Origin of the sequence: Pseudomonas putida (genome assembly GCF_001976065.1) — a bacterium.
Taxonomy (GTDB): Bacteria; Pseudomonadota; Gammaproteobacteria; order Pseudomonadales; family Pseudomonadaceae; genus Aquipseudomonas; species Aquipseudomonas serbica.
Window position 1 is genome coordinate 316,561 of record NZ_MNAH01000005.1, and the last position, 23,373, is coordinate 339,933.

At 59.1% G+C, this 23,373-nt stretch carries 24 protein-coding genes; 19 read left to right on the forward strand and 5 right to left on the reverse strand.

The genetic code is table 11. The features are described from left to right. Positions 1-270 precede the first annotated feature (270 nt). The 4 genes from secA (at position 271) to BKX96_RS19925 (ending at position 6,052) form a co-directional block, all read left to right on the forward strand. Positions 271-3,006: a preprotein translocase subunit SecA gene (gene secA / locus BKX96_RS19910; RefSeq protein ID WP_046818822.1), complete on the forward strand. Its 2,736-nt coding sequence runs from the start codon at positions 271-273 to the stop codon at positions 3,004-3,006. 121 nt (positions 3,007-3,127) lie between these two features. After that, a complete protein-coding gene (gene argJ / locus BKX96_RS19915) occupies positions 3,128-4,345 on the forward strand; it encodes a bifunctional glutamate N-acetyltransferase/amino-acid acetyltransferase ArgJ (RefSeq protein ID WP_046818821.1) in 1,218 nt (405 codons plus the stop codon). A 133-nt stretch (positions 4,346-4,478) separates the two neighbouring features. Continuing rightward, positions 4,479-5,111 carry a glutathione S-transferase family protein gene (locus BKX96_RS19920; RefSeq protein ID WP_077185279.1) on the forward strand — a complete coding sequence of 211 codons (633 nt, stop codon included), beginning with the start codon at positions 4,479-4,481 and terminating at the stop codon, positions 5,109-5,111. Next, on the forward strand, positions 5,108-6,052 hold the full coding sequence (locus tag BKX96_RS19925; protein ID WP_077185281.1) for a Nudix family hydrolase: 945 nt from the start codon (positions 5,108-5,110) through the stop codon (positions 6,050-6,052). Before BKX96_RS19920 ends, BKX96_RS19925 begins: the two co-directional genes overlap by 4 nt. A 140-nt stretch (positions 6,053-6,192) precedes the next feature. Here BKX96_RS19925 and BKX96_RS19930 read toward each other — a convergent pair whose 3' ends face one another. From BKX96_RS19930 to BKX96_RS19940, 3 genes are read right to left on the reverse strand one after another with little or no spacing between them, the layout of a single operon-like run. Continuing rightward, positions 6,193-6,774: a cob(I)yrinic acid a,c-diamide adenosyltransferase gene (locus BKX96_RS19930; RefSeq protein WP_046818818.1), complete on the reverse strand. Its 582-nt coding sequence runs from the start codon at positions 6,772-6,774 to the stop codon at positions 6,193-6,195. Between the two features lie 2 nt (positions 6,775-6,776). Beyond that, positions 6,777-8,813 (reverse strand): sensor histidine kinase, encoded by a 2,037-nt coding sequence (locus tag BKX96_RS19935; protein ID WP_046818817.1) that lies wholly within the window; start codon positions 8,811-8,813, stop codon positions 6,777-6,779. A 45-nt stretch (positions 8,814-8,858) separates the two neighbouring features. Beyond that, on the reverse strand, positions 8,859-9,776 hold the full coding sequence (locus tag BKX96_RS19940) for a putative 2-dehydropantoate 2-reductase (RefSeq protein ID WP_077185282.1): 918 nt from the start codon (positions 9,774-9,776) through the stop codon (positions 8,859-8,861). 142 nt (positions 9,777-9,918) lie between these two features. Between BKX96_RS19940 and BKX96_RS19945 the strand changes: the two genes are divergently transcribed. Together BKX96_RS19945 and BKX96_RS19950 are read left to right on the forward strand one after the other, a co-directional pair. Further along, complete coding sequence (locus BKX96_RS19945) at positions 9,919-10,404, forward strand: YajQ family cyclic di-GMP-binding protein (protein ID WP_007977344.1); 486 nt, start codon at positions 9,919-9,921, stop codon at positions 10,402-10,404. A 137-nt stretch (positions 10,405-10,541) separates the two neighbouring features. After that, positions 10,542-11,384: a mechanosensitive ion channel family protein gene (locus tag BKX96_RS19950; protein WP_046818815.1), complete on the forward strand. Its 843-nt coding sequence runs from the start codon at positions 10,542-10,544 to the stop codon at positions 11,382-11,384. Between the two features lie 204 nt (positions 11,385-11,588). Here the strand turns inward: BKX96_RS19950 and BKX96_RS19955 are convergent, their stop codons facing one another. Beyond that, entirely contained in the window at positions 11,589-12,917 is a 1,329-nt protein-coding gene (locus BKX96_RS19955) for an OprD family porin (RefSeq protein ID WP_046818814.1), read from the reverse strand. Positions 12,918-13,522: 605 nt separating this feature from the next. On the opposite strand from BKX96_RS19955, the gene BKX96_RS32440 reads away from it, so the two are divergent. From BKX96_RS32440 to BKX96_RS19965, 3 genes are read left to right on the forward strand one after another with little or no spacing between them, the layout of a single operon-like run. After that, positions 13,523-13,768, forward strand: a complete 246-nt coding sequence (locus BKX96_RS32440) for a hypothetical protein (protein WP_143512448.1) — start codon at positions 13,523-13,525, stop codon at positions 13,766-13,768. Positions 13,769-13,822: 54 nt separating this feature from the next. Beyond that, positions 13,823-14,248 (forward strand): HIT domain-containing protein, encoded by a 426-nt coding sequence (locus BKX96_RS19960; RefSeq protein ID WP_046818926.1) that lies wholly within the window; start codon positions 13,823-13,825, stop codon positions 14,246-14,248. 3 nt (positions 14,249-14,251) lie between these two features. After that, positions 14,252-14,458, forward strand: a complete 207-nt coding sequence (locus BKX96_RS19965; protein WP_007977339.1) for a SlyX family protein — start codon at positions 14,252-14,254, stop codon at positions 14,456-14,458. A 77-nt stretch (positions 14,459-14,535) separates the two neighbouring features. On the opposite strand, the gene BKX96_RS33435 is transcribed toward BKX96_RS19965, so the two are convergent. Further along, complete coding sequence (locus BKX96_RS33435) at positions 14,536-15,138, reverse strand: cold-shock protein (protein ID WP_046818813.1); 603 nt, start codon at positions 15,136-15,138, stop codon at positions 14,536-14,538. Positions 15,139-15,445: 307 nt separating this feature from the next. On the opposite strand from BKX96_RS33435, the gene BKX96_RS19975 reads away from it, so the two are divergent. The 10 genes from BKX96_RS19975 to tolQ all read left to right on the forward strand — a co-directional run bounded on the left by BKX96_RS19975 (position 15,446) and on the right by tolQ (position 23,350). Beyond that, positions 15,446-15,916, forward strand: coding sequence for a Dps family protein (locus BKX96_RS19975; RefSeq protein WP_046818812.1), 471 nt, complete (start codon positions 15,446-15,448; stop codon positions 15,914-15,916). Between the two features lie 255 nt (positions 15,917-16,171). Next, a complete protein-coding gene (locus BKX96_RS19980; protein WP_046818811.1) occupies positions 16,172-16,510 on the forward strand; it encodes a ribbon-helix-helix domain-containing protein in 339 nt (112 codons plus the stop codon). 136 nt (positions 16,511-16,646) lie between these two features. Next, the gene (locus BKX96_RS19985; protein WP_007977333.1) at positions 16,647-16,868 is read left to right on the forward strand and encodes an FmdB family zinc ribbon protein; all 222 of its coding nucleotides are present in this window, start codon (positions 16,647-16,649) and stop codon (positions 16,866-16,868) included. Between the two features lie 109 nt (positions 16,869-16,977). Beyond that, complete coding sequence (aspS, locus tag BKX96_RS19990; RefSeq protein ID WP_046818810.1) at positions 16,978-18,753, forward strand: aspartate--tRNA ligase; 1,776 nt, start codon at positions 16,978-16,980, stop codon at positions 18,751-18,753. 126 nt (positions 18,754-18,879) lie between these two features. Next, positions 18,880-19,626 carry a YebC/PmpR family DNA-binding transcriptional regulator gene (locus BKX96_RS19995; RefSeq protein WP_046818809.1) on the forward strand — a complete coding sequence of 249 codons (747 nt, stop codon included), beginning with the start codon at positions 18,880-18,882 and terminating at the stop codon, positions 19,624-19,626. Between the two features lie 134 nt (positions 19,627-19,760). Beyond that, positions 19,761-20,285, forward strand: coding sequence for a crossover junction endodeoxyribonuclease RuvC (ruvC, locus tag BKX96_RS20000; protein WP_008015799.1), 525 nt, complete (start codon positions 19,761-19,763; stop codon positions 20,283-20,285). Between the two features lie 114 nt (positions 20,286-20,399). Further along, positions 20,400-21,008, forward strand: coding sequence for a Holliday junction branch migration protein RuvA (ruvA, locus tag BKX96_RS20005; protein ID WP_046818808.1), 609 nt, complete (start codon positions 20,400-20,402; stop codon positions 21,006-21,008). Then, a complete protein-coding gene (ruvB, locus tag BKX96_RS20010) occupies positions 21,009-22,070 on the forward strand; it encodes a Holliday junction branch migration DNA helicase RuvB (RefSeq protein WP_046818807.1) in 1,062 nt (353 codons plus the stop codon). A 127-nt stretch (positions 22,071-22,197) separates the two neighbouring features. Next, the gene (gene ybgC / locus BKX96_RS20015; protein ID WP_046818806.1) at positions 22,198-22,665 is read left to right on the forward strand and encodes a tol-pal system-associated acyl-CoA thioesterase; all 468 of its coding nucleotides are present in this window, start codon (positions 22,198-22,200) and stop codon (positions 22,663-22,665) included. Further along, positions 22,655-23,350, forward strand: coding sequence for a protein TolQ (gene tolQ, locus BKX96_RS20020; protein ID WP_007995636.1), 696 nt, complete (start codon positions 22,655-22,657; stop codon positions 23,348-23,350). Before ybgC ends, tolQ begins: the two co-directional genes overlap by 11 nt. Positions 23,351-23,373 lie beyond the last annotated feature (23 nt).

Here is a 23,373-nt window from a genome sequence, read left to right on the forward strand (position 1 = left end):
AGAAAGCAGCGGATGCGCCCGACCCATTGCTTTGCACGTGCTTTACCCATTAAATCAACAAGTAACTTCTGCCGTGAATGGCTTGAAGTTCAGCGATTTGCCCTTATTTTAAGTGAGCCCCGTTACAACGCAGTGCCAGCATCGTGGAACAACGCCACTTTCCTCACCACCGTTTCCGGGTAGAATGCTCGTTCGCATGCGGCCATGAGGGCTGCTCGGGCGACTCACGGGGCCGCCCTCCATCCCTTTAGTGTGGAAGATCCTGCCGATATGTTTGCGCCTTTGTTAAAGAAACTTTTTGGAAGCAAGAACGAGCGTGAAGTCAAACGCATGCTCAAGACGGTGCAATTCGTCAATGCCTTCGAAGAGCAAATGGTGGCCCTTTCGGACGATCAATTGCGTGCCAAGACAGATGAGTTCAAGGCCCGCTTCGCCAAAGGGGAAACCCTCGACAAGCTGCTGCCGGAAGCCTTCGCGGTCGCCCGTGAAGCCGGCAAGCGTGTCATGGGCATGCGCCACTTCGATGTCCAGCTGATCGGCGGCATGACCTTGCATGAAGGCAAGATCGCCGAGATGCGTACCGGTGAAGGCAAGACCCTGGTGGCAACACTGGGCGTTTACCTCAACGCGTTGTCCGGCAAGGGCGTGCACGTTGTGACCGTGAACGACTACCTGGCCCGCCGTGACGCCAACTGGATGCGTCCGCTCTACGAATTCCTCGGCCTGACGGTCGGCGTGGTCACGCCGTTCCAGCCGCCGGAAGAGAAGCGCGCGGCCTACGCTGCCGACATTACCTACGGCACCAACAACGAATTCGGTTTCGATTACCTGCGCGACAACATGGCGTTCAGCATGGAAGAAAAATTCCAGCGCGAACTCAATTTTGCCGTGATCGACGAAGTCGACTCCATCCTCATCGACGAAGCCCGTACCCCGCTGATCATTTCCGGTCAGGCCGAGGACAGCTCCAAGCTGTACATCGAGATCAACAAACTGATCCCGCAGCTGGAATTGCACGTTGAAGAAGTTGAAGGCGAAGTCACCAAGGCCGGCCACTACACCGTTGACGAGAAGACCCGCCAGGTCGAACTCAACGAAGCCGGTCACCAGTTCGTCGAGGAAACCCTCACTCGCATCGGCCTGCTGGCCGAAGGCGAGAGCCTGTACTCGGCGCATAACCTGAGCCTGCTGACTCACGTGTATGCCGGCCTGCGTGCGCACAAGCTGTTCCATCGCAACATCGAATACATCGTGCAGGATGGCCAGGTTGTCCTGGTCGACGAACACACCGGTCGTACCATGCCGGGCCGTCGCTTGTCCGAAGGCCTGCACCAGGCCATCGAAGCCAAGGAAAACCTGAACATCCAGGCCGAAAGCCAGACCCTGGCGTCGACCACGTTCCAGAACTACTTCCGTCTGTACAACAAACTGTCCGGCATGACCGGTACGGCCGACACCGAAGCGTTCGAGTTCCACCAGATCTACGGCCTGCAGGTCATGGTCATTCCGCCGAACAAGCCGCTGGCCCGTAAGGACTACAACGACCTGGTGTTCCTGACCGCCGACGAGAAATACGCGGCCATCGTCGCCGACATCAAGGAAAGCATGGCCGCTGGCCGTCCGGTGCTGGTGGGTACTGCGACCATCGAAACCTCCGAGCACATGTCCAGCCTGCTCGTGAAGGAAGGCATCGAACACAAGGTCCTGAACGCCAAGTTCCACGAAAAGGAAGCCGAGATCATCGCCCAGGCCGGTCGTCCGGGTGCACTGACCATCGCCACCAACATGGCCGGTCGTGGTACCGACATCCTCTTGGGTGGCAACTGGGAAGTTGAAGTCGCCTCCCTGGAAAACCCGACCCCTGAGCAGATCGCCCAGATCAAGGCCGACTGGCAGAAACGTCACCAGCAAGTGCTCGAGTCGGGCGGTTTGCAGGTGATCGCGTCCGAGCGTCACGAATCGCGCCGTATCGACAACCAGTTGCGTGGTCGTGCCGGTCGCCAGGGCGACGCCGGTTCGAGCCGTTTCTACCTGTCGCTGGAAGACAGCCTGATGCGCATCTTCGCCTCGGACCGGGTGAAGAACTTCATGAAGGCCCTGGGCATGCAGCCTGGCGAAGCGATCGAGCACCGCATGGTGACCAACGCCATCGAAAAGGCCCAGCGCAAGGTCGAAGGCCGCAACTTCGATATTCGCAAGCAACTGCTCGAGTTCGACGACGTCAACAACGAACAGCGTAAAGTGATCTATCACATGCGTAACACGTTGCTGGCCGCTGACAACATCGGTGAAACCATTGCCGACTTCCGTCAGGACGTACTCAACGCTACCGTCAGCGCGCACATTCCTCCGCAATCGCTGCCAGAGCAGTGGGACGTGGCGGGTCTGGAAGCGGCACTGGAAAGCGATTTCGGGGTGAAACTGCCGATCCAGCAATGGCTCGACGAAGACGATCACCTGTACGAGGAAACCCTGCGCGAGAAACTGATGCAGGAGTTGATCGCCGCGTACAACGAGAAAGAAGACCAGGCGGGCGCCGAAGCGCTGCGCACCTTCGAGAAGCAAATCGTACTGCGCGTACTGGACGACCTGTGGAAAGACCACCTGTCGACCATGGACCACCTGCGTCACGGCATCCACCTGCGCGGTTATGCGCAGAAGAACCCGAAGCAAGAGTACAAGCGCGAGTCGTTCACGCTGTTCTCCGAGCTGCTGGATTCGATCAAGCGCGACTCGATCCGTGTGTTGTCGCACGTTCAGGTGCGTCGCGAAGATCCGATCGAAGAAGAGCAGCGCCTGCGCCAGGAAGCCGAAGCGCTGGCCGCTCGCATGCAGTTCCTGCATGAAGAGGCCCCGAGCTTGGAGCAGCCGGAGCAGTTGGGTGAAGAGGTCGATGTGGCCCTGGCTACCGCCCCGGTTCGCAACGAGCAGAAGCTGGGCCGTAACGAGCTGTGCTACTGCGGTTCGGGCAAGAAATTCAAGCATTGCCACGGGCAGATCCAGTAAACCCGTTCCATACGCTGAAATACCCGCGCCGCGACCGGCTCATGCCGTCGCGGCGTTTTGCCATTTCAACCCCCCGCTTTTGCTAAAGCGGTGCAGACATCATCTATAAAGGAGCGCATTCATGGCTGTTGGTCTTGGTCCTTTGCCAACGTTGCACCCGGTTGCCGGTTTTGAACTCGGTATCGCCTCGGCCGGTATCAAGCGCCCGGGGCGCAAGGATGTTGTAGTCATGCGTTGTGCCGAAGGCTCCACGGTGGCGGGCGTGTTCACCCTGAACGCCTTTTGTGCAGCCCCGGTAATCCTGGCCAAGCAGCGCGTGCAGGGGCCGGTGCGTTACCTGCTGACCAATACCGGCAATGCCAACGCTGGTACCGGTGAGCCAGGCCTGGCCGCGGCCGAGCGTACTTGCGCCAAACTGGCCGAGTTGACCGGTGTCGATGCCAGCCAGGTGCTGCCGTATTCCACCGGCGTGATCGGCGAGCCACTGCCGGTCGAGAAAATCGAAGGTGCATTGCAAGCCGCCCTCGACGATCTGTCGGAGAACAACTGGGAAGCTGCCGCCACCGGCATCATGACCACCGATACCCTGCCAAAGGGCGCCAGCCGCCAGTTCCAGCATGACGGCGTGACCATCACGGTCACCGGTATCAGCAAGGGCGCGGGCATGATTCGTCCGAACATGGCGACCATGCTTGGCTATATCGCCACTGACGCCAAGGTTGCCCGCGATGTGTTGCAAAACCTGATGCTGGACGGCGCGAACAAGTCGTTCAACCGCATCACCATCGACGGCGACACTTCGACCAACGACTGCTGCATGCTGATCGCCACCGGTCAGGCGGCGCTGCCGGAAATCACCCGCGCCGAAGGCGAGTTGTTCGCCAAGCTCAAGCAAGCGGTGTTCGAGGTGTGCATGGACGTGGCCCAGGCGATCGTACGCGACGGCGAAGGTGCGACTAAATTCGTTACTGTTGAAGTCAACGGCGGCGGCAATCACCAGGAATGCCTGGACGTCGGCTACACCGTGGCCCACTCGCCATTGATCAAGACCGCACTGTTCGCTTCCGACCCGAACTGGGGCCGTATCCTCGCGGCGGTCGGTCGTGCCGGCGTACCGAACCTGGATGTGAGCAAGATCGATGTGTTCCTTGGTGAAGTGTGCATCGCCAGCCGTGGCGCCCGCGCTGCCACCTACACCGAAGCCCAGGGCGCAGCGGTGATGCAACAGGAAGAAATCACCATCCGTATCGAGCTGGGTCGTGGCGACTGCAGCGAAACCATCTGGACCACCGATCTGTCCCACGAATACGTGAAGATCAACGCCGAGTACCGTACATAACGCTGCAGAAACTGTAGGAGCCGGCTGGCCGGCGAAGGCGTCCTCTGCAGCGAAAGATGTGTTGAGGCCGCTACCGTTATCGCTGGCAAGCCAGCTCCTACAGGTATCCCTTTAGCTTGAAGGACGCTTGAACATGAGCCTGCACCTGATCATCGGCGACAAACTGCTTTCTTCCTGGTCCCTGCGCGGCGCCTTGGCCCTTGATCTGGCCGGCGCGTCTTACACCGAAGAACTGATCAAGCTGAACCAGTCGGACACCCGCGAACGCCTGCTCAAACACTCGCCAACCGGCAAGGTCCCGCTGTTGAAGACCGAGCACGGCACCATCGCCGACTCCCTGGCGATTGCCGAATACCTGGCGGAACAGTTTCCGGACGCTGGCCTCTGGCCCAAAGATGTGCGCGCTCGCGCCCAGGCACGTTCGGCGTGCGCGCAGATGCACAGCGGTTTCTTCGCCATGCGCGGCAACATGCCCTTCGACCTGAGCCATGATGCGCCACTCTCGCCGCTCCCGGCGGACGTGCAGGCCGACATCGAGCGCATGTCGGCCCTGTGGGCCGAGTGCCGTGCTGCGGCCACCGAAAGTGGTCCGTACCTGTTTGGCCGTATCAGCCTGGCCGATGCGTTCTTCGCCCCGATTGCCGTACGCCTGCGCACCTATCAGGTGAAATTGCCCGAGGCTGACGAAGCCTATGTTCAAACCATCTACCAATGGCCAGCCTTCAAGGCCTGGCAGAAGGCTGGCCTGGAGGAAATCGAGCGGTGAAACGAGTACACGTAGCGGCCGCCGTCATCCGTGATGACAGCGGCAAGATCCTCATCGCCCGCCGTGCCGACACTCAGCACCAGGGCGGCCTGTGGGAGTTTCCCGGTGGTAAGGTCGAGGCCGACGAGTCGGTCGAAAGCGCCCTGGCCCGAGAGCTGCACGAAGAGCTGGGTATCGTGGTCGGCGCGGCGCGCCCGTTGATCAAGGTCCACCATGATTACCCGGACAAACAGGTGTTGCTGGACGTCTGGGAAGTCTCGGCGTTCACCGGCGAGCCTCATGGCGCCGAAGGCCAGCCCCTGGCTTGGGTCACCGCCCGGGACCTGTCGGGATACGAGTTCCCCGAGGCCAACCGGCCGATCGTCGCGGCTGCCCGCTTGCCCGAGCAATACCTGATCACCCCGGAAGATCTGGAAACCCCGGCTCTGCTGCGGGGAATCCAGAAGGCCATCGCGGGCGGCATCAAGTTGATCCAGTTGCGCGCGCCAAACGGTTACGACCCCAAGTACCGCGATCTGGCCGTGGATGCGGCAGGGCTGTGTGCCGGCAAGGCGCAATTGATGATCAAGGGGCCGTTCGAGTGGCTGGGGGATTTCCCTTCCGCTGGTTGGCACATCACTTCGGCACAATTGCGCAAATACGCAGCCGCTGGTCGGCCACTGCCGGCATCGCGCTGGTTGGCGGCGTCCTGCCATAACGCTGAGGAGCTGGCGCTGGCCGAAGAAATGGGCGTCGACTTCGTGACCTTGTCGCCGGTACAACCGACTTTGACGCATCCGGGGGCGCAACCGCTGGGTTGGGAGCAGGCTTCGAGCTTGATCGAGGGCTTCAGCAAACCGGTGTTTTTGCTGGGCGGCGTTGGCCCTGCGCAGGTTCAGAAGGCTTGGGCGGCAGGTGCCCAGGGCGTGGCGGGGATTCGGGCTTTTTGGCCTGAGGCCTGAGGCCTGATTATGCTGTGATGCTGCCGGCCTCTTCGCGGGCAAGCTCGCTCCCACAGGTTTAGCGGTGTACACAGGTTTTGTGTTCGACGCGATCACTGTGGCAGCGGGCTTGCCCGCGAAGTGGGCCTAATGGGCGACGACTAAGCTTCAGGTTTCGCCGCCGGCTGCCAAAGAATCTCCGCAACCCCCTGGCGCCGGGCAATCACCCGTGCCACCACAAACAACAAATCCGACAACCGATTGATATATGCCAAACCCACCCCGGCCAGCGGCTCGATCGCATTCAGATGCTGACAGCGGCGCTCGGCACTGCGCGCCAGGCTGCGACAGACATGAGCCTGGGCAATCAGCATCGAGCCGCCGGGCAGGATGAAGTTTTCCAACGGCCCCAGCTCTTCATTCCACACATCAATCGCCACTTCCAGGCGCTCGATTTCCCCGGCATTCAACGCCTGATACTCCGGCATCGCCAGCTCACCGCCCAGGTCAAACAACCTGTGCTGACAAGGTGCCAAGACCTCGATCACTTCCTGCAAACCCGGATGCAGGGCACTTTCTGCCGTCAGTGCGGCCAGTAATACGCCGACCTGACTGTTCAGCGTATCCACTTCGCCGATAGCCTCGACCCGTGGGTGGTCCTTGGGCACGCGGCGACCGTCGCCCAGGCCGGTTTCGCCTTTGTCGCCGGTGCGGGTGTAAATCTTCGACAGGCGAAAGCCCATGATTACCTCGATAGCTGGTTGAGTTCTTGAGAGACGAGCGGGGTGCTCGCCAATGGCAGGCGCAGGGTGAAGCAGGTGCCTTGGCCGAGGGTGGATTGCACTTCCATCTGGCCCTTGTGGTTGTTGGTAATGATGAAATACGAGACCGACAGGCCAAGGCCGGTGCCCTGGCCGATTTCCTTGGTGGTGAAAAACGGTTCGAAGGTGCGCTTGCGCACGCTTTCGCTCATGCCGATGCCGTTGTCCTCGACCTGGATTTCCGCCCAGGGTGGATTGAGACGGGTGCGCAGGATGATACGGCCAGGTTCACTGTCGTCTTCACGTAAATGGATGGCTTGAGCGGCGTTTTTCAGCAGGTTGAGCAGCACCTGTTCCAGCTCGTTGGCGGTGCCGGGTACCGGCCCCAGCGCCGGGTCGAACTGGCGGATGATTGCCTGCCCCTTGAAGTCGAAGCCAATGGCCAGGTCGAAGTCATTTCCGGCGATTTCCACCGCTTGATCGATCAGTGCCGGCAGATCGCACGGGGCCATTTGCCGGGTGCTGCGGCGACTGAAACTGAGCATGTGCGTGACGATCTTCGCCGCCCGGGCGCCGGCCTGCTGGATACCGTCGAGCAGCTGCGGCACTTCGCGCGCTTGCAGGTACTGGTTGACGGTCGACAGCTCGATGCCGACCTGCTCGGCCTGCTCCAGGTTCTTGGGCAGTTCGGGGGACAGGCGACGGCGGATATTCTGCACGTTGTGCAGGATCGCGCCGAGCGGGTTGTTGATTTCGTGGGCCATGCCGGCGGCGAGGCCACCGACGGAAAGCATTTTCTCCGATTGCACCATCATTTCTTCCAGTGAGAGACGCTGGGTGATGTCGTCGATCCGGATCACCACGCCACGCCCGGCACCGCCCATCAGCGGATAAAAGGTCAGGGCGTAGTGGCGCGGTTCATCGTCCTTGACCCAGGTCACGCGCTCGATCTTGGCCACCGTGTGCTGCTCTACGGTTTGCTTGAGCTGCGGGAGGAAGGGCTTGAGCGGTTCGAAGGCGAGGAAGATCGGCTGGTTCAAGGCTTCATCCAGGCGCGTACCGGAAAGGGCGCTGGCTTCCTGGTTCCACTGCGTCACGTAGAGCTGTTCGTCGAGGGCGATCAGTGCCGATGGCATGGAGTCGATGATGCTGTTGAGGTAATTCTGAAATCCCGTGAGCTTTTTCTCGATCTTGCTCCGGACCTGGACTTCCAGTTCCAGCTTGCGATTGGTGTGGCGGGTTTCCTCTGCCAGGCCTTGGGCCTGGTCATACGCGGCCTGGGAGTCATCACGGGCGCGCTTGAGTTGCTGCTCTCGGGCCTCGATCCGCGAGAGCATGGTGTTGAATGCTTCGGCCAGGCTGCCGATTTCATCGTGGTTGCCCCGGGAGGCGCGCAGGGCGTAGTTCTCTTCCCGGGTCACCTGCCGGGACAGTTCCTCCAGCTGATGGATAGGCTGGGTAATCAGGCGTTTGATCTGCCGCGCGATGATCATCCATAGCAGCACACTGAAAATCAGGATGCCCAGGCTGGCGGTCAGTGTCCCGGTATAGAACGCCATGGGCAACTCACTGCTGGCCACCAGCAGCAGATGGCCGGGTGCGGTGCCGGGGCGGGGCAGGGTGATGACCTGGTTGCTGCGAAACTCGGTGACTTGCCAGGATTCGATGTGCTGGTAACGCTTGGGCAGGCTCAGATGATCGCCATGCTGCAACTGCGCCAGGCGCTCGCCCTTGCCGTCATACAGGGCTGCGGCCCGTAGCGGCGAATAGCTGTCGAGCTCATTGAGCAGGCGTTGGGCGCTTTCCGGCGACTGCAAGGCTTCGGACACCAGGCTCGGGTTGGAGACCAGGCGGCCGATGGTCTGCAGTGCCTGGGGCGCCATGCTTTCCTGGGAAATGTAGTACGCGGCGCTGATGAAGGTCAGGTTGGCGACCAGCAGTACAGTGGTCAACAGCACCAACAGGGCGGCCAGCAGCTTCTGGCCGACAGGGAGGTTTTCAAGACGCTGGCGCAATGGCATCAGGTTAATCGCTGCAAAGGAACAAGTGGCCAGCGTAGCCGCTGCTCAGTCGCTGGGCAATCCAAGGCTTTGCAGGCGCGCGATCAACCTCGATTCAAGCTGATTGAGGTGCGGCAGGGTCAGTTGATGCCGTGCGGCAACTTTACAGGCGTGGCCGAGCAGGTAGCTGATTTCGGTGCGGCGCCGGTTGCTGACATCCTGATACATCGACGAGTAGTTGGCGGCGGTCGCGTGAATCACCCGTTCAACCTCCTGTTGCAGGTTTTCCGCTGCTGCCGGCTGACCGCAACGCTCCAGCAGCTCGATCAGCTCACCGCACAGGGTGGCAACCTCACAGTGATGCTCCTGCAATCCGCCATTGCGGCAGTCGTGCAGCACCGTCAACGGATTGATCGCACAGTTGAGTGCCAGTTTGCGCCACAGCCGGGTGAGGATTTCGGAACTCCACTCATGGGGAATGCCCGCGGCGTCGAGGTCGTCCAGCCAGATCGGTGCGACGGGATGCCCGGCATCTCCCAGCCAGGTGAACCCGTGCCCGGCGAAGACCACGCGCCAGTCACCATCGCGAAAGGCGCCTTCAGTGCTTGACGCATAAATGCAACGCGCCTGCGGTACTTGCGCTGCCACGGCGTCCTGGCTGCCCAAGCCGTTCTGCAACAGGATCAGTTCGGCCCCGGGCGCCAGGCGCGGTGCCAGTTGTGCCACGGCCTGTTCCGCGTCGTAAGCCTTGCAGGCGACCAGCAGGCGATTGATCGGGGTGAGGCTGTCGGCCGTTTCGGCGCTTACCGCATGGCACTGAGCCTGGCCATGTTCGACCAGGGTCAAGCCGCCTGCCGCCTCGTACGCCTGCAACCGGGCCGCGTCACGCAGAATCAGTCGCACCGGCACGGCGGCCCGCGCCAGACGCGCGGCCCACAATGTGCCGAGGCTACCGGCGCCTAGAACATGCCAGGTGGTGGACATCAGCTTTTTGCTCTGTTTAAGGCGCGCATGGGAGGCTCGCAGTGAATGATGGGAAAGACCCGTTATAATCAGCGCGGATTTTAACCGCAAGCCAGGCGTGCTCCCTCTTGATTGAGCGTGCCCTATTTATTGGAGAGATTACATGCCGTCGTTCGACGTGGTATCCGAACTGGACAAACACGAAGTCACCAACGCGGTCGAGAACGCCGTCAAGGAACTCGATCGTCGTTATGACCTGAAAGGCAAAGGCAGCTTCGAATTCAAGGAAAAGGACCTGACCGTCAACCTGACCGCTGAAGCGGATTTCCAGCTCGAAGCGATGATTGAGATTCTCAAGCTGGCCCTGGTCAAGCGCAAGATCGATGTGCAGTGCCTTGAGGTCAAGGATGCGTTCGCATCGGGCAAGCTGATGAAGCAGGAAGCGGTGCTCAAGGAAGGTATCGACAAAGAGCTGGCGAAGAAAATCGTCGCTCACGTCAAGGACGCCAAGCTGAAGGTGCAGGCTGCCATCCAGGGTGAGCAAGTGCGCATCACCGGCAAGAAGCGTGACGACCTGCAGGAAGCCATTGCTGTGTTGCGGGCCAAGGAATTCGGCATGCCGCTGCAGTTCAACAACTTCCGCGATTGACCTGCAAGGCGGGAACCTAAAGGCGTTTTAGGCGTCCGAGGCCCAAGCAACGGTAGAAACGATTGACTCTGACGGGTACGGTCTTTTCTGCCGTTTATTTTTCGTGTACCGGGTAGCCGGAAATCAGGAGAACGACAATGGATTTGAATGCTGAAGTAGACAACCTGGTCAAGGTGTCCCAGTCATGGATCCCAATGATCATGGAGTATGGCAGCCGTGTGCTGTTGGCGGTGATCACCCTGGCTGTCGGCTGGTGGTTGATCAACAAGGTCACGCAAAAGCTTGGCGGCCTGCTTGCCCTGCGTAACGCCGACCTTGCACTGCAAGGGTTTATCAGCAGCCTGGCTAACATCATTCTCAAGATCCTGCTGGTCGTCAGCGTAGCGTCGATGATCGGTGTTGAAACCACCTCGTTCGTCGCGGCGATCGGTGCGGCGGGCCTGGCCATCGGCCTCGCGTTGCAGGGCAGCCTGGCAAACTTCGCCGGCGGCGTGCTGATCTTGCTGTTCCGTCCGTTCCGTATCGGTGACTGGATCGAAGCCCAAGGGGTTGCCGGCACCGTCGACAGCATCCAGATCTTCCACACCGTGCTGCGTACCGGCGACAATAAGACCATCATCGTACCTAACGGCAACCTGTCGAACGGCATCATCACCAACACCAACCGCCAACCGACCCGCAAGGTAGTATTCGATGTGGGTGTCGATTACGAAGCGGACTTGCAAAAGGCCCGTGAAGTCTTGCTGGAACTGGCCAAGGATCCGCGCGTATTGACCGATCCGGAGCCTCAGGCAGTCATTTCGACCCTGGGTGACAGTTCCATCACTGTTTCCCTGCGGGTCTGGGTGAAAACGGCGGATTACTGGGACGTGATGTTCATGTTTAACGAACAGTCGCGTGACCGATTGAAGACGGCGGGTATTGACATTCCATTTCCCCAGCGTGTAGTTCGCGTGGTTCAGGAAGCGTCAGTACAGTAAGTCTGTTTGTTACTGCATAAACCCAAGAGGCTAATAGTCTCTTGGGTTTTTTTGTGACTATTGATCGGTTCATTGAAAAAAGTATTAACGTTATGCGCGCAAGTTGCTTGCCCAAGTGTTGGGTATGTGGCAGGCATAAAAAAACCGCCCACCTTAAGAGGTGGGCGGTTTCTTGATCTACAGAGTTCCGGTTTTACAGCCTGATTACAGGATGCTCAGCGGGTACTCGATGATCAGGCGGGTGTCGTAGTTGTCAGCCGAATAGGCGCTGTACGCACCGTTCGAACGGTAGTTGGCGAAACGAGCACGGAACGACAGGTCTTTTGCTGGACCTTCCTGTACTACGTACTTGGACTCCAGGTTCCACTCGTTTTCCTTACCTTCACCCAGACCGTTGGTCTTGATGTTGTCACCCATTACGTAACGGGTCATGAAGCTCAGGCCAGGTACGCCGTAGGTCGCCATGTTCAGGTCATAGCGAGCTTGGTAGGATTTCTCCTCGCGGCCCACGAAGTCGGAGATCTGAATGGAGTTGGATACGAAGATGGTGCTGTTGCCGTCAACGCCGTAGTAGTAAGCGTTGTCGCCGCTCGACTGCTGGTAGGCCAGGGTGAACTTGTGAGCGCCCAGGCTATAGGCTGCTGCCAGGGACCACAGGTTGTTGTCCACGCCCAGAACGCCGTCACCGAGGAAGTCGATGGTGTCGCCGCGCTTATCGCCTTTGGTTTTGTAAGCGTTGAGGTCGAAGTTCAGCGACTGTTCGTCGTTGATCGGCAGGGTCAGGTTCAGGTTGGCGTAGTACTTCTTGAAGTACTCTTCGGCATCCGATGCAGCCAGTGCAGCGGTGAAGTTGTCGGTGAAGGCATAGCTTGCACCGAAGATGTTGATGCCGCCGCTCAGGCCTTTGCCGTGGTTGCCATCTTCATCGGATACGCCGCCGATGCTGTCACGGGCCATGCCGGTTTGCTTGCTCAGCGCGGTAAAGCGACCAGCGCTCAGTTCCAGGCCTTTGATTTCCTTGGAGGTGAGCAGGGTGCCGGTAGCGACTTCCGGGATCAGACGGCTGTCGTCGGTAGCGAATACAGGGCTGGCAACGAATTGCTGGCCGTATTTCAGGGTGGTGTCGGACAGACGCAGTTTCACTGCACCGCCTACCTTGCCCTGGGATTTTTCCGGGTTGCCGTCGCTGTCGTTGGCGAACAGGCCGTTACCGCGCTTGCCCGAGCCGCCGTCCAGCTTGACCGAACCCATGGCCATGGCGTCGAGGCCGAAACCAACGATACCTTGAGTGAAGCCCGACTCGTAGGTGAGCAATTGGCTCAGACCGGAATCCTGACGATAGCCGGCAGTGCCGGAACTAGGGTTGCTTGCACCATTCTTGTAGTCGCGGTTCATGTACTCAAAACGGGTTTTGAGTTTCAGGCTCGAATCGTCGATGAAACCCTTGGATTCGTCCTGGGAAGACGCCATTGCGAACTGCGAGGTGCCTGCTGCAACAGCCAGTGCGATCATGCTCCACTTCATCACGCGCATCGTGATTTGCTCCTTTGGTTTTTAGAAGAGTACTGCCGCTCCACCTGTTTTATTATCTGGGCGGCTCTTTCTTTTTGTGTCGGCGCAAACTTATATCACGCCGACAATGTTGGCGATACTTGCGCATCTATCCTTTCAGCTTCTTTACGACCCTGTCGTAAACGGCTAGCTAGATGTCGCAAATTTACAGCCCCGATGCAACCGGACTGACAACTTTAATGCTGTTTTTCTGGACTGGCGCATCGATAAAAAGAGTCCCTGGTGAAACGTTTGAATCTCCATCGGGCTACCCTGCCACTGTTTTTCTTGGTCTTAAGGCTGCCCGCTTCCCGCGGTGCCTTATAGACGATGTGGGTAACAATGCAACAAACGTGCACAAATCAGAACTCTACGGATTTTTTTTCTGATTGGCTGCCTGATGCGGTAAAAACCTCATGAAACCGGGGGTATCACACCTCTTTGCTGCGGGCTTGACGCCGTGGTTGGCCTCGTGGTTTAGCCTTCTGTTTGGTCGCGCGACAGATAAAAGCGTTACCGGTTCACCCCGCCAGTGAGTAATTGGCGGATGTGCGAAGCACTCAGCGTAGACGTACTGTGCGGTTTTGGTGCAAAAAATTTTTATGACTGTGCCGAATTCACACAGCCGGGCATTTGACGTATCGGGAACAGGTTGTGGTTTTCTGGTCATTTCAGCGCATTTTGTCGATGCTTGGTTCGGTGTTGGTGCGTTTTCGCAGGAAATGTCTCATCGCGGGGCGGGTTCGCGCCATTTGTTGATCCTCCGGCGGCGCAAGCAGTGGTTCGCCGTGAAGCCAGCAGGGTATGCTTCCGTCAAGTGGCGTGGCGTATGATCTCTCGGGATGGGCGCCAAGCTGAAAAATGATGACCTGGCGGGAGTATGCGCAGTGTTCACTTTAGATCCACGACTTCAACAAGACACACTACCGATCGGTGATTTCCCGCTTTGTCGGTTACTGTTGTCCAATGATTCGAACTACCCCTGGTTCATCCTCGTGCCACGCAGGGACGATATCAGCGAGATATTTCAGTTGAGTGTCGCCGATCAGCAGCAACTCTGGCAGGAAACGACCTCGTTGTCGGAGTTGCTCAAGGACTCGTTCGATGCCGACAAGCTGAACGTCGCTGCCCTGGGCAACGTGGTCAGCCAGTTGCACATGCATGTGATCGTGCGCAAGCGTGAAGACGCGGCCTGGCCCGCGCCGATCTGGGGCAAAATTTCAGCCAAGCCTTACAATGCAGAGCAGGTCGCGGCGATTCGCGAACGGCTGCGCCTGGTGTTGACCGATGATTTCAAGTTTGTGGAGGGTTGAGCCATGAGCCTCGAAGAACGCGTAACCGACCTTGAAAGCCGACTGGCGTTTCAGGATGACACCATCCAGGCGTTGAATGATGTCCTGGTGGCGCAGCAGCGGGTGGTCGAACGCCTGCAGCTGCAAATGGCCGCGCTGCTCAAGCGGCAAGAGGAAATGGTCGGCCAGTTCGAGTCTTTCGAAGAAGAAGCGCCGCCGCCACATTATTAAGCGCCGCGGCCCCATTACAAAGAGTGCAGGCAATAAAAAACCGCGAACATGTTCGCGGTTTTTTATTTGCCTTTGTATCAGCGTCGCGGCAGGGCGGCGATGACGTCTTCGGCTTGCAGGCCTTTGTCACGATTCATGACGGAGAACTCGACGCGCTGGCCTTCGACCAGGACACGATGGCCTTCGCCGCGAATGGCCCGGAAGTGCACGAAAATATCGTCGCCTGAGTCGCGGGAAATAAAGCCGAAGCCTTTGGAGGTGTTGAACCACTTGACGGTCCCGGTATCGCGGTTGCTCATGTCATAGCTAGGCGAAGCGGCGGCCGGTGACGATTTGTAGAAGCTGATGGCCAGGTGCAGGGCAACAGCGATAAAGGCTGCAATGAGGCTGAACAGCACGGCAGGCTGACCGGCAATGACCGGCATTTCCGCGATCAGTGTCACGGTTTGCAGGACGACCGCCAGAACCAGCAGGATGCTGACCAGGTTTTGCAGTTGATGGCGAGGGCCTTTGTTCCAGTAAGGAATAACTGGGGCAAGCGTCAGGTTGAGCAGGCCGAAAAAGGCCAGGTACAGCGCATCGGGTTGTTGCAGGTACGGTAAAGCTTCGGATCGCAGGCTAGGGATGAAGGACAGCAGCAAAGCCGCTGCGCCTATCAGCAGGTGGACGATTTTCAACATTTTGATTAACTCACGTTAAGACAGCTCACAAGGAAGAGCTGATGGCGCACGGTTCGCTTCGGAATAAATAAGAGGCGTTGGACACGTGCCCGGTATCAGCCTATGCGTAGCGCCCGAAAAAATAGGCACTGACGACACGCTGCCTATTTAACAGCAAAGCTGCAGCCTACTCAAATCAAGGAGTCCAGCGGTGCATCGGGTGATCTTGCCATCGCCTGGCGAGGTGGTCGGGCTGCAGCCTGGCGACAGGCTTGCTAGAGTGGTCCTGCACCTGTTGGATGAACTTCATCACCTTTAGGGGAAAAACATGGCAATCGATATCGGTATCAGTGAAGAGGACCGCAAGTCCATCGTCGAAGGGCTTTCGCGCCTGCTGTCGGACACCTATGTGCTTTACCTGAAAACCCATAACTTCCATTGGAACGTTACAGGCCCGATGTTCCGAACCCTGCATTTGATGTTCGAGGAGCAATATAACGAGTTGGCTTTGGCGGTCGATTCAATTGCCGAGCGTATTCGTGCGCTCGGGTTTCCGGCGCCGGGTGCCTATTCTGTTTATGCGCGCCTGTCCTCCATCAAGGAAGAAGAGGGCGTGCCTGCGGCTGAGGACATGATCAGGCAACTGGTGGCGGGGCAGGAGGCTGTCACGCGTACTGCCCGAGGGATCTTCCCGCTGCTCGACAAAGTCAGCGATGAACCTACGGCTGACCTGCTGACCCAGCGCATGCAGGTCCACGAGAAAACTGCTTGGATGCTCCGCGCAATGCTCGATCAATGATGCGCCGGCGCGCGGATGGCTCTGTTGTTTGCGCGCTGCGTTTCTTCGGATTAGCGATCTGTAGCCTGAACGATTCTTCGCTTGTTGCTGTGGGAAAAGTGCTGGACTAGGACGCTCTCCCTGATCCGCCTTCTGTTGTTGGCTTATCCTACGTGGATGGTCATAAAGTCATCTGGCTATAACTTTGCCCTCACGTTTTTATAGGCATGCAATGGCTTTTATAGAAACCGCAAATGGCAAAGGAGTGTCAGCGTTATGGAATATGAAGGCAGGAGAGGCGAGGGGCGGGTGAGTTCGGCCAGGGATGGATGGATCGATCCATTTGTCAGCGAGTTCGACATGGGGCTGGCCCGGCCGCAGTCCCGATCGGTGCGATTGAATGGCTTTGCCACCTGCTTGCGGCTTGAGCAGGTGTATTGGGATATTTTGGCCGACATGGCCAGGGTCAATTGCTGTTCGGTCAGTGCGTTGCTGTCCCATTTCGATCGCGAAGTGCATTTGCGTCATGGTGGGGTGCGAAATTTCAGCGGGTTGGTGCGGGTGGTCTGTGTTGTCCACAGCCTCAAGGAGGGGCGTTGCCCGGCCATGGCATGAACCGGATGAATCAAAGAGCAACGTGTCGATCTGTGCAGTCTTACGGCTGCACAGGCTGCATTTAATGGATATAATCCCGCTCTTTGCCGCAAAACCCAGCGTGCGCGGTAGCAATCTGATCGCCGAGACAACCCCCATGCCGATGTACGATTACCAATGTGCTTCCTGTGGTCATCAGTTGGAAGCCATTCAAAAGATCAGCGATGCACCGTTGGTCGACTGCCCTGCGTGCCAGGCACCGGAGCTTAAGAAGATGCTATCCATGCCAGGCTTCCGCCTCAGCGGCACGGGCTGGTACGAGACCGATTTCAAGACCGGTTCCAAGAAGAACCTGGCCGGCGGTGACAAAGCTGACTAGGGTTTCGGACCTGAGTTGAACCACACGCGCGAGTGCTTGCGTCATCCGTCAGCGGATCGACGCAAGCACTCCAACCGAATGTCGAATTACGAGAAGTGAAACCACTACCATGATGCGCAGCCATTATTGCGGCCAACTGAACGAAAGCCTGGACGGCCAGGAAATTACCCTTTGCGGATGGGTCCACCGTCGTCGTGACCACGGTGGGGTGATTTTCCTCGATATCCGTGATCGTGACGGTCTGGCCCAGGTGGTGTTCGACCCGGACCGCGCTGAAACCTTCGCCGCCGCCGATCGCGTGCGCAGCGAGTATGTCGTGAAAATCACCGGCAAGGTTCGCCTGCGTCCGGCCGGTGCCACCAACGCCAACATGGCGTCGGGCATGATCGAAGTCCTGGGCTATGAGCTGGAAGTGCTGAACGAGTCGGAAACTCCGCCGTTCCCCTTGAACGAGTTCTCCGACGTCGGTGAGGAAACCCGCCTGCGCTATCGTTTCCTGGACCTGCGTCGTCCGGAAATGGCCGAGAAGCTGCGCCTGCGTTCGCGCATGACCACCAGCATCCGTCGTTTCCTCGACGAGAACGGCTTCCTTGACGTCGAGACGCCGATCCTGACCCGTGCTACCCCTGAAGGTGCGCGCGATTACCTGGTGCCGAGCCGTACCCACGCCGGTTCGTTCTTCGCCCTGCCGCAGTCGCCGCAGCTGTTCAAGCAACTGCTGATGGTGGCCGGCTTCGACCGTTACTACCAGATCGCCAAGTGCTTCCGCGACGAAGACCTGCGCGCCGACCGTCAGCCGGAATTTACCCAGATCGACATCGAGACCAGTTTCCTCGATGAAAAAGAGATCATGGGCCTGACCGAACAAATGATCCGCAACCTGTTCAAGGAAGTGCTGGGTCTGGAGTTCGGTGAATTCCCGCACATGACCTTCGAAGAGGCCATGCGTCGCTACGGTTCCGACAAGCCGGACCTGCGTAACCCGCTGGAATTGGTTGACGTTGCCGACCAGCTCAAGGAAGTCGATTTCAAGGTATTCAGCGGCCCGGCCAACGACCCTAAATGCCGTATCGCCGCTCTGCGCGTTCCAGGCGGGGCGAGCATGCCGCGCAAACAGATCGACGACTACACCAAGTTTGTCGGTATCTACGGTGCCAAGGGCCTGGCGTACATCAAGGTCAACGAGCGCGCTGCCGGTGTTGAAGGTCTGCAATCGCCGATCGTGAAAAACATCCCGGAAGCCAACCTGAACGTGATCCTCGATCGCGTCGGTGCGGTCGACGGCGATATCGTGTTCTTCGGGGCCGACAAAGCCAAGATCGTCAGCGAAGCCCTGGGCGCGCTGCGGATCAAGCTCGGCCACGACCTGGACCTGCTGACCTGCAAGTGGGCACCAATGTGGGTCGTCGACTTCCCGATGTTCGAAGAGAACGAAGACGGCAGCTTCACCGCCTTGCACCACCCGTTCACCGCGCCGAAGTGCACCCCGGCAGAGCTGGAAGCCAATCCGGCTGGCGCCCTGTCCCGTGCCTACGACATGGTCTTGAACGGCACCGAGCTGGGTGGCGGTTCGATCCGTATCCACCGCAAAGAGATGCAGCAGTCGGTGTTCCGTCTGTTGGGCATCAATGAAGCGGAACAGGAAGAGAAATTCGGCTTCCTGCTCGACGCCCTGAAATACGGCGCGCCGCCGCACGGTGGCCTGGCCTTCGGTCTGGACCGTCTGGTGATGCTGATGACCGGCGCCCAGTCGATCCGTGAAGTGATCGCCTTCCCGAAAACCCAGAGCGCGGCGGACGTCATGACTCAGGCACCGGGCCAGGTCGATGCCAAGGCATTGCGCGAACTGCACATTCGCTTGCGCGAAACGCCCAAGGCTGAGTAAGGCCCAGGAGGGCGCATCTGCGGATGCGCCCTTTCTTTATACATAAAGCAGTTCAAGATTTTTGTTTTGCCGGCCGGCGCGATGCAGCGTGGCGGGCAATGTTTCAAAGAGAATTCGGAGCGAGTTATGGCAGGTCATTCCAAGTGGGCGAACATCAAGCACCGCAAAGAACGTCAGGATGCCAAGAGGGGCAAGATCTTCACCAAATGGATTCGTGAGCTGACCGTCGCGGCCCGTCAGGGTGGTGGCGATCCGGGCTCGAATCCGCGCTTGCGCCTGGCCCTGGACAAGGCGCTTGGGGCGAACATGAGTCGCGACATCATCGATCGCGCCATTGCCCGTGGCGCGGGTGCGACCGAAGCCGACAACGTCGAAGAACTGACCTACGAAGGATACGGGCCTGGCGGCGTGGCGGTGATGGTCGAGTGCATGACGGACAACCGCAACCGGACCGCAGCGGCTGTTCGCCATGCATTCAGCAAGTGCGGCGGCAACCTCGGCACCGACGGTTCGGTGGCTTATCTTTTCGAGCGCAAGGGGCAAATCAGCTTTGCGCCAGGCGTCGATGAAGATGCCTTGACCGAAGCAGCGTTGGAAGCCGATGCCGATGACGTGGTCGGCAACGAAGATGGCTCCGTCGATGTGTTCACCTCGTTCACCGGATTCTACGCGGTGCGCAACGCGCTGGAAGCGGCCGGTTTCAAAGGCGATGACGCGGAAATCGTCATGTTGCCGACCACCAGTGCCGAGCTCGACCTGGAAGGTGCCGAAAAAGTCCTCAAGCTGATCGACATGCTCGAAGACCTGGATGACGTGCAGAACGTCTACTCCAACGCCGAAATCCCGGAATCGGTCGCCGCACAACTAAGCTGAATGCTACGCCTTCATTGTAGGAGCTGGCTTGCCAGCGAAGAGGCCCTTGAACTTGTGCAAGTCTTGAGGCCGCCTTCGCTGGCGAGCCAGCTCCTACAATTCCCTTGGATATTTGCTTCAGCGTTGCAGGCGTTATGACTTTAATTCTTGGTATCGACCCCGGTTCGCGCATTACCGGTTATGGCGTGGTTCGTGATACCGGGCGTGGCTGCGAGTACGTGGCCTCCGGTTGCATCCGCACTGGAGCTGGCGAATTGCATGAGCGTCTGCAGATTGTCTATCGCGGGGTGCGCGAGATCATTCAGACCTACCATCCGGTCACCATGGGCATCGAGAAGGTGTTCATGGCACGCAATGCCGATTCCGCCCTGAAACTGGGGCAGGCCCGTGGCGCCGCCATCGTCGCCGGCGCCGAGGAAAGCCTGGAGATCGCCGAATACACGGCAACCCAGGTCAAACAGGCCGTGGTCGGCACCGGCGCGGCCAATAAAGAACAGGTACAGATGATGGTCATGCACATGCTCAAGCTGACCAGCAAACCGCAAATCGATGCCTCCGACGCCCTGGCCATTGCCATTTGCCATGCGCACACCCGCTCCAGCCTGTTGCCCCATGGCCTGGGCGCCGCACGCAGTCGTGGCGGGCGCCTGCGTCTCTGATAGCATCAGCAATTATTTTTCTGGAATGAGGGGGATGCGCCTGGGTTGTCGGCGCCAAATCCTCGTTCTCTCAGTCGCTGGCCCAGGGCTGGCCAACGCTCAAGGATCTGTAACGTGATTGGACGCTTGCGCGGCACACTGGCTGAGAAACAGCCGCCGCACCTGATTCTGGATGTAAATGGCCTGGGGTATGAGCTTGAAGTGCCCATGACCACGCTTTATCGCCTGCCGTCGGTCGGTGAACCGCTGACGCTGCACACCCATCTGGTCGTGCGCGAGGACGCGCAGTTACTCTATGGCTTCGTCGGCAAGCGTGAGCGAGACTTTTTTCGCGAATTGATCCGTCTCAATGGTGTGGGGCCGAAACTGGCCCTGGCCCTGATGTCGAGCCTGGAAGTCGACGAACTGGTCCGTTGCGTGCAGTCCCAGGACACCTCGGCACTGACCAAGGTGCCGGGCGTCGGCAAGAAAACCGCCGAACGCCTGCTGGTCGAGCTCAAGGATCGCTTCAAGGCCTGGGAAACCGTGCCGGCCATGTTTGCCCTGGTGCCGAACCAGCCGGACGGGCCAGCGCCGGTCAACAGCGCCGAAAACGATGCGGTCAGCGCGCTGATCTCCCTGGGCTACAAGCCGCAGGAAGCCAGCAAGGCGATTTCCGCGATCAAGGAGAAAGGCTTGAGCAGCGAAGACCTGATTCGTCGTGCCCTGAAGGGAATGATCTAAGTGATTGAAGCCGACCGTCTGATCGCCGCCACGGGCGCCCCCCGTGATCGCGAGGAAGTCCAGGACCGGGCGATACGTCCCGTCAGCCTGGCCGAGTACATTGGCCAGCCGACCGTTCGCGAGCAAATGGAGTTGTTCATCCAGGCTGCCCGCGGGCGCAACGAGTCCCTGGACCACACGTTGATCTTCGGCCCGCCGGGGCTGGGCAAGACCACCCTGGCCAATATCATCGCCCAGGAAATGGGCGTGTCGATCAAGAGCACCTCGGGGCCGGTCCTCGAGCGGCCTGGTGACCTGGCGGCGCTGCTGACCAACCTTGAGCCGCACGACGTGCTGTTCATCGATGAAATCCATCGCTTGTCGCCGATTGTCGAGGAAGTGCTCTATCCGGCCATGGAGGATTTCCAGCTCGACATCATGATCGGCGAAGGTCCGGCTGCGCGGTCGATCAAGCTCGATCTGCCACCGTTCACCCTGGTCGGGGCGACCACCCGGGCGGGGATGCTGACCAACCCGTTGCGTGATCGTTTCGGTATCGTCCAGCGTCTTGAGTTCTACAGCACCGCCGACTTGTCGACGATTGTCAGCCGTTCGGCGAACATTCTCGGCCTGCCGCTGGACCCGGAGGGCGCCTTCGAAATCGCTCGTCGAGCCCGTGGCACACCGCGGATCGCCAACCGCCTGCTGCGCCGGGTACGGGATTTCGCCGAAGTGCGCGCCAAAGGCCACATCACCAAGCCGATCGCCGACCTGGCCCTGAACCTGCTGGATGTCGACGAGCGTGGCTTCGATCACCAGGACCGACGTCTGTTGCTGACCATGATCGAGAAGTTCGATGGCGGCCCGGTGGGGGTGGACAGCCTGGCCGCAGCCATCAGCGAAGAGCGTCACACCATTGAAGACGTGCTGGAGCCATACCTGATCCAACAGGGCTACATCATGCGCACGCCGCGGGGCCGGGTGGTGACTCGGCATGCGTACCTGCATTTCGGATTAAACATTCCGTCACGATTGGGCGAAATGCCCGTAGTAGACGAGTTTCTTGATGCCGTGGACGATTAATTAACGTTGCGAGCTGATTTTTTCGGGCAATGTGTGGTCCGAGGACCGTACTTTTGCGCGAAAGCCGCAGAACTTTGAAAAACAGTTGCCTGGCCGGATTGGCAACCTGAGGAGTAAGCACTAGAGTATGCGCGCGCAAAACGGGCTTGAGCCTTTCGCACATCGTTGTCGCGTTTATTACGAGGACACCGATGCGGGCGGCATCGTGTATTACGTTAATTACCTCAAGTTTATGGAACGGGCTCGAACCGAGCGGCTACGAGAGCTGGGCTTTGCCCAATCGCAGCTGGCAGGGGAGGACCTGTTGTTCGTCGTGCATTCCAGCGAAGCGCGCTACCACGCGCCGGCGCGACTGGACGACGAGCTGCTGGTAAGCGCTGAAGTAATTGAATTGAACCGTGCCAGCCTGCGCTTCAAACAGCAGGTCAGGCGGGCGACGGATGATGCGCTGCTCTGCGAAGGGCAGTTTTTGGTGGCCTGTGTGCGCACCGACAGTTTGAAACCCCGGGCCATTCCCGAAGCTCTACGAGCGGCCTTTGCCGCCGTGAGCGGCGCGGGTACACACTCAAAGCAGGAGATAAAGCGTGGAAGCTAACGTCGTCGACCATTCCTCCATGTGGAGCCTGGTCAGCAATGCCAGCATCGTGGTGCAACTGGTAATGCTGACCCTGGTAGCCGCATCGGTGACCTCATGGATCATGATCTTTCAGCGCAGCAACCTGCTGCGCGCCGGTCGACGTGCCCTGGAGAGCTTCGAAGAGCGCTTCTGGTCGGGTATCGACCTGTCCAAGCTCTACCGTCAGGCGGGTAGCAACCCGGACCCGGATTCAGGTGTCGAGCAGATCTTCCGCGCCGGCTTCAAGGAATTCTCCCGTCTGCGCCAGCAGCCTGGAGTCGATCCCGAGGCGGTCATGGAAGGTGTGGCCCGTGCCATGCGCGTGGCCATTTCCCGTGAAGAAGAAAAGCTCGAGCAGAGCCTGCCATTCCTTGCCACTGTCGGTTCCGTGAGCCCGTATATCGGTCTGTTCGGTACGGTCTGGGGCATCATGAACTCCTTCCGTGGCCTGGCGACTGCCCAGCAAGCGACCCTGGCCACCGTGGCCCCGGGTATCGCTGAAGCCCTGATCGCCACCGCGATCGGTCTGTTCGCTGCCATTCCAGCCGTTATCGCTTACAACCGTTTTGCTGCTCGCAGCGAAACCTTGCTGGGCCGCTACTACACCTTCGCCGATGAATTCCAGGCGATCCTGCACCGTAAAGTGCACACCAGCGAAGAATAAGCAGGTAATTTCCAATGGCTTTA

Bases quoted from the DNA above. Each gene is read 5' to 3' on its own strand.
- secA (WP_046818822.1), top strand. From the start codon at position 271: ATGTTTGCGCCTTTGTTAAAGAAACTTTTTGGAAGCAAGAACGAGCGT.
- argJ (WP_046818821.1), top strand. From the start codon at position 3,128: ATGGCTGTTGGTCTTGGTCCTTTGCCAACGTTGCACCCGGTTGCCGGT.
- BKX96_RS19920 (WP_077185279.1), top strand. From the start codon at position 4,479: ATGAGCCTGCACCTGATCATCGGCGACAAACTGCTTTCTTCCTGGTCC.
- BKX96_RS19930 (WP_046818818.1), bottom strand. From the start codon at position 6,774: ATGGGCTTTCGCCTGTCGAAGATTTACACCCGCACCGGCGACAAAGGC.
- BKX96_RS19935 (WP_046818817.1), bottom strand. From the start codon at position 8,813: ATGCCATTGCGCCAGCGTCTTGAAAACCTCCCTGTCGGCCAGAAGCTG.
- BKX96_RS19940 (WP_077185282.1), bottom strand. From the start codon at position 9,776: ATGTCCACCACCTGGCATGTTCTAGGCGCCGGTAGCCTCGGCACATTG.
- BKX96_RS19945 (WP_007977344.1), top strand. From the start codon at position 9,919: ATGCCGTCGTTCGACGTGGTATCCGAACTGGACAAACACGAAGTCACC.
- BKX96_RS19950 (WP_046818815.1), top strand. From the start codon at position 10,542: ATGGATTTGAATGCTGAAGTAGACAACCTGGTCAAGGTGTCCCAGTCA.
- BKX96_RS19955 (WP_046818814.1), bottom strand. From the start codon at position 12,917: ATGCGCGTGATGAAGTGGAGCATGATCGCACTGGCTGTTGCAGCAGGC.
- BKX96_RS19965 (WP_007977339.1), top strand. From the start codon at position 14,252: ATGAGCCTCGAAGAACGCGTAACCGACCTTGAAAGCCGACTGGCGTTT.
- BKX96_RS33435 (WP_046818813.1), bottom strand. From the start codon at position 15,138: ATGTTGAAAATCGTCCACCTGCTGATAGGCGCAGCGGCTTTGCTGCTG.
- BKX96_RS19975 (WP_046818812.1), top strand. From the start codon at position 15,446: ATGGCAATCGATATCGGTATCAGTGAAGAGGACCGCAAGTCCATCGTC.
- BKX96_RS19980 (WP_046818811.1), top strand. From the start codon at position 16,172: ATGGAATATGAAGGCAGGAGAGGCGAGGGGCGGGTGAGTTCGGCCAGG.
- BKX96_RS19985 (WP_007977333.1), top strand. From the start codon at position 16,647: ATGCCGATGTACGATTACCAATGTGCTTCCTGTGGTCATCAGTTGGAA.
- aspS (WP_046818810.1), top strand. From the start codon at position 16,978: ATGATGCGCAGCCATTATTGCGGCCAACTGAACGAAAGCCTGGACGGC.
- BKX96_RS19995 (WP_046818809.1), top strand. From the start codon at position 18,880: ATGGCAGGTCATTCCAAGTGGGCGAACATCAAGCACCGCAAAGAACGT.
- ruvC (WP_008015799.1), top strand. From the start codon at position 19,761: ATGACTTTAATTCTTGGTATCGACCCCGGTTCGCGCATTACCGGTTAT.
- ybgC (WP_046818806.1), top strand. From the start codon at position 22,198: ATGCGCGCGCAAAACGGGCTTGAGCCTTTCGCACATCGTTGTCGCGTT.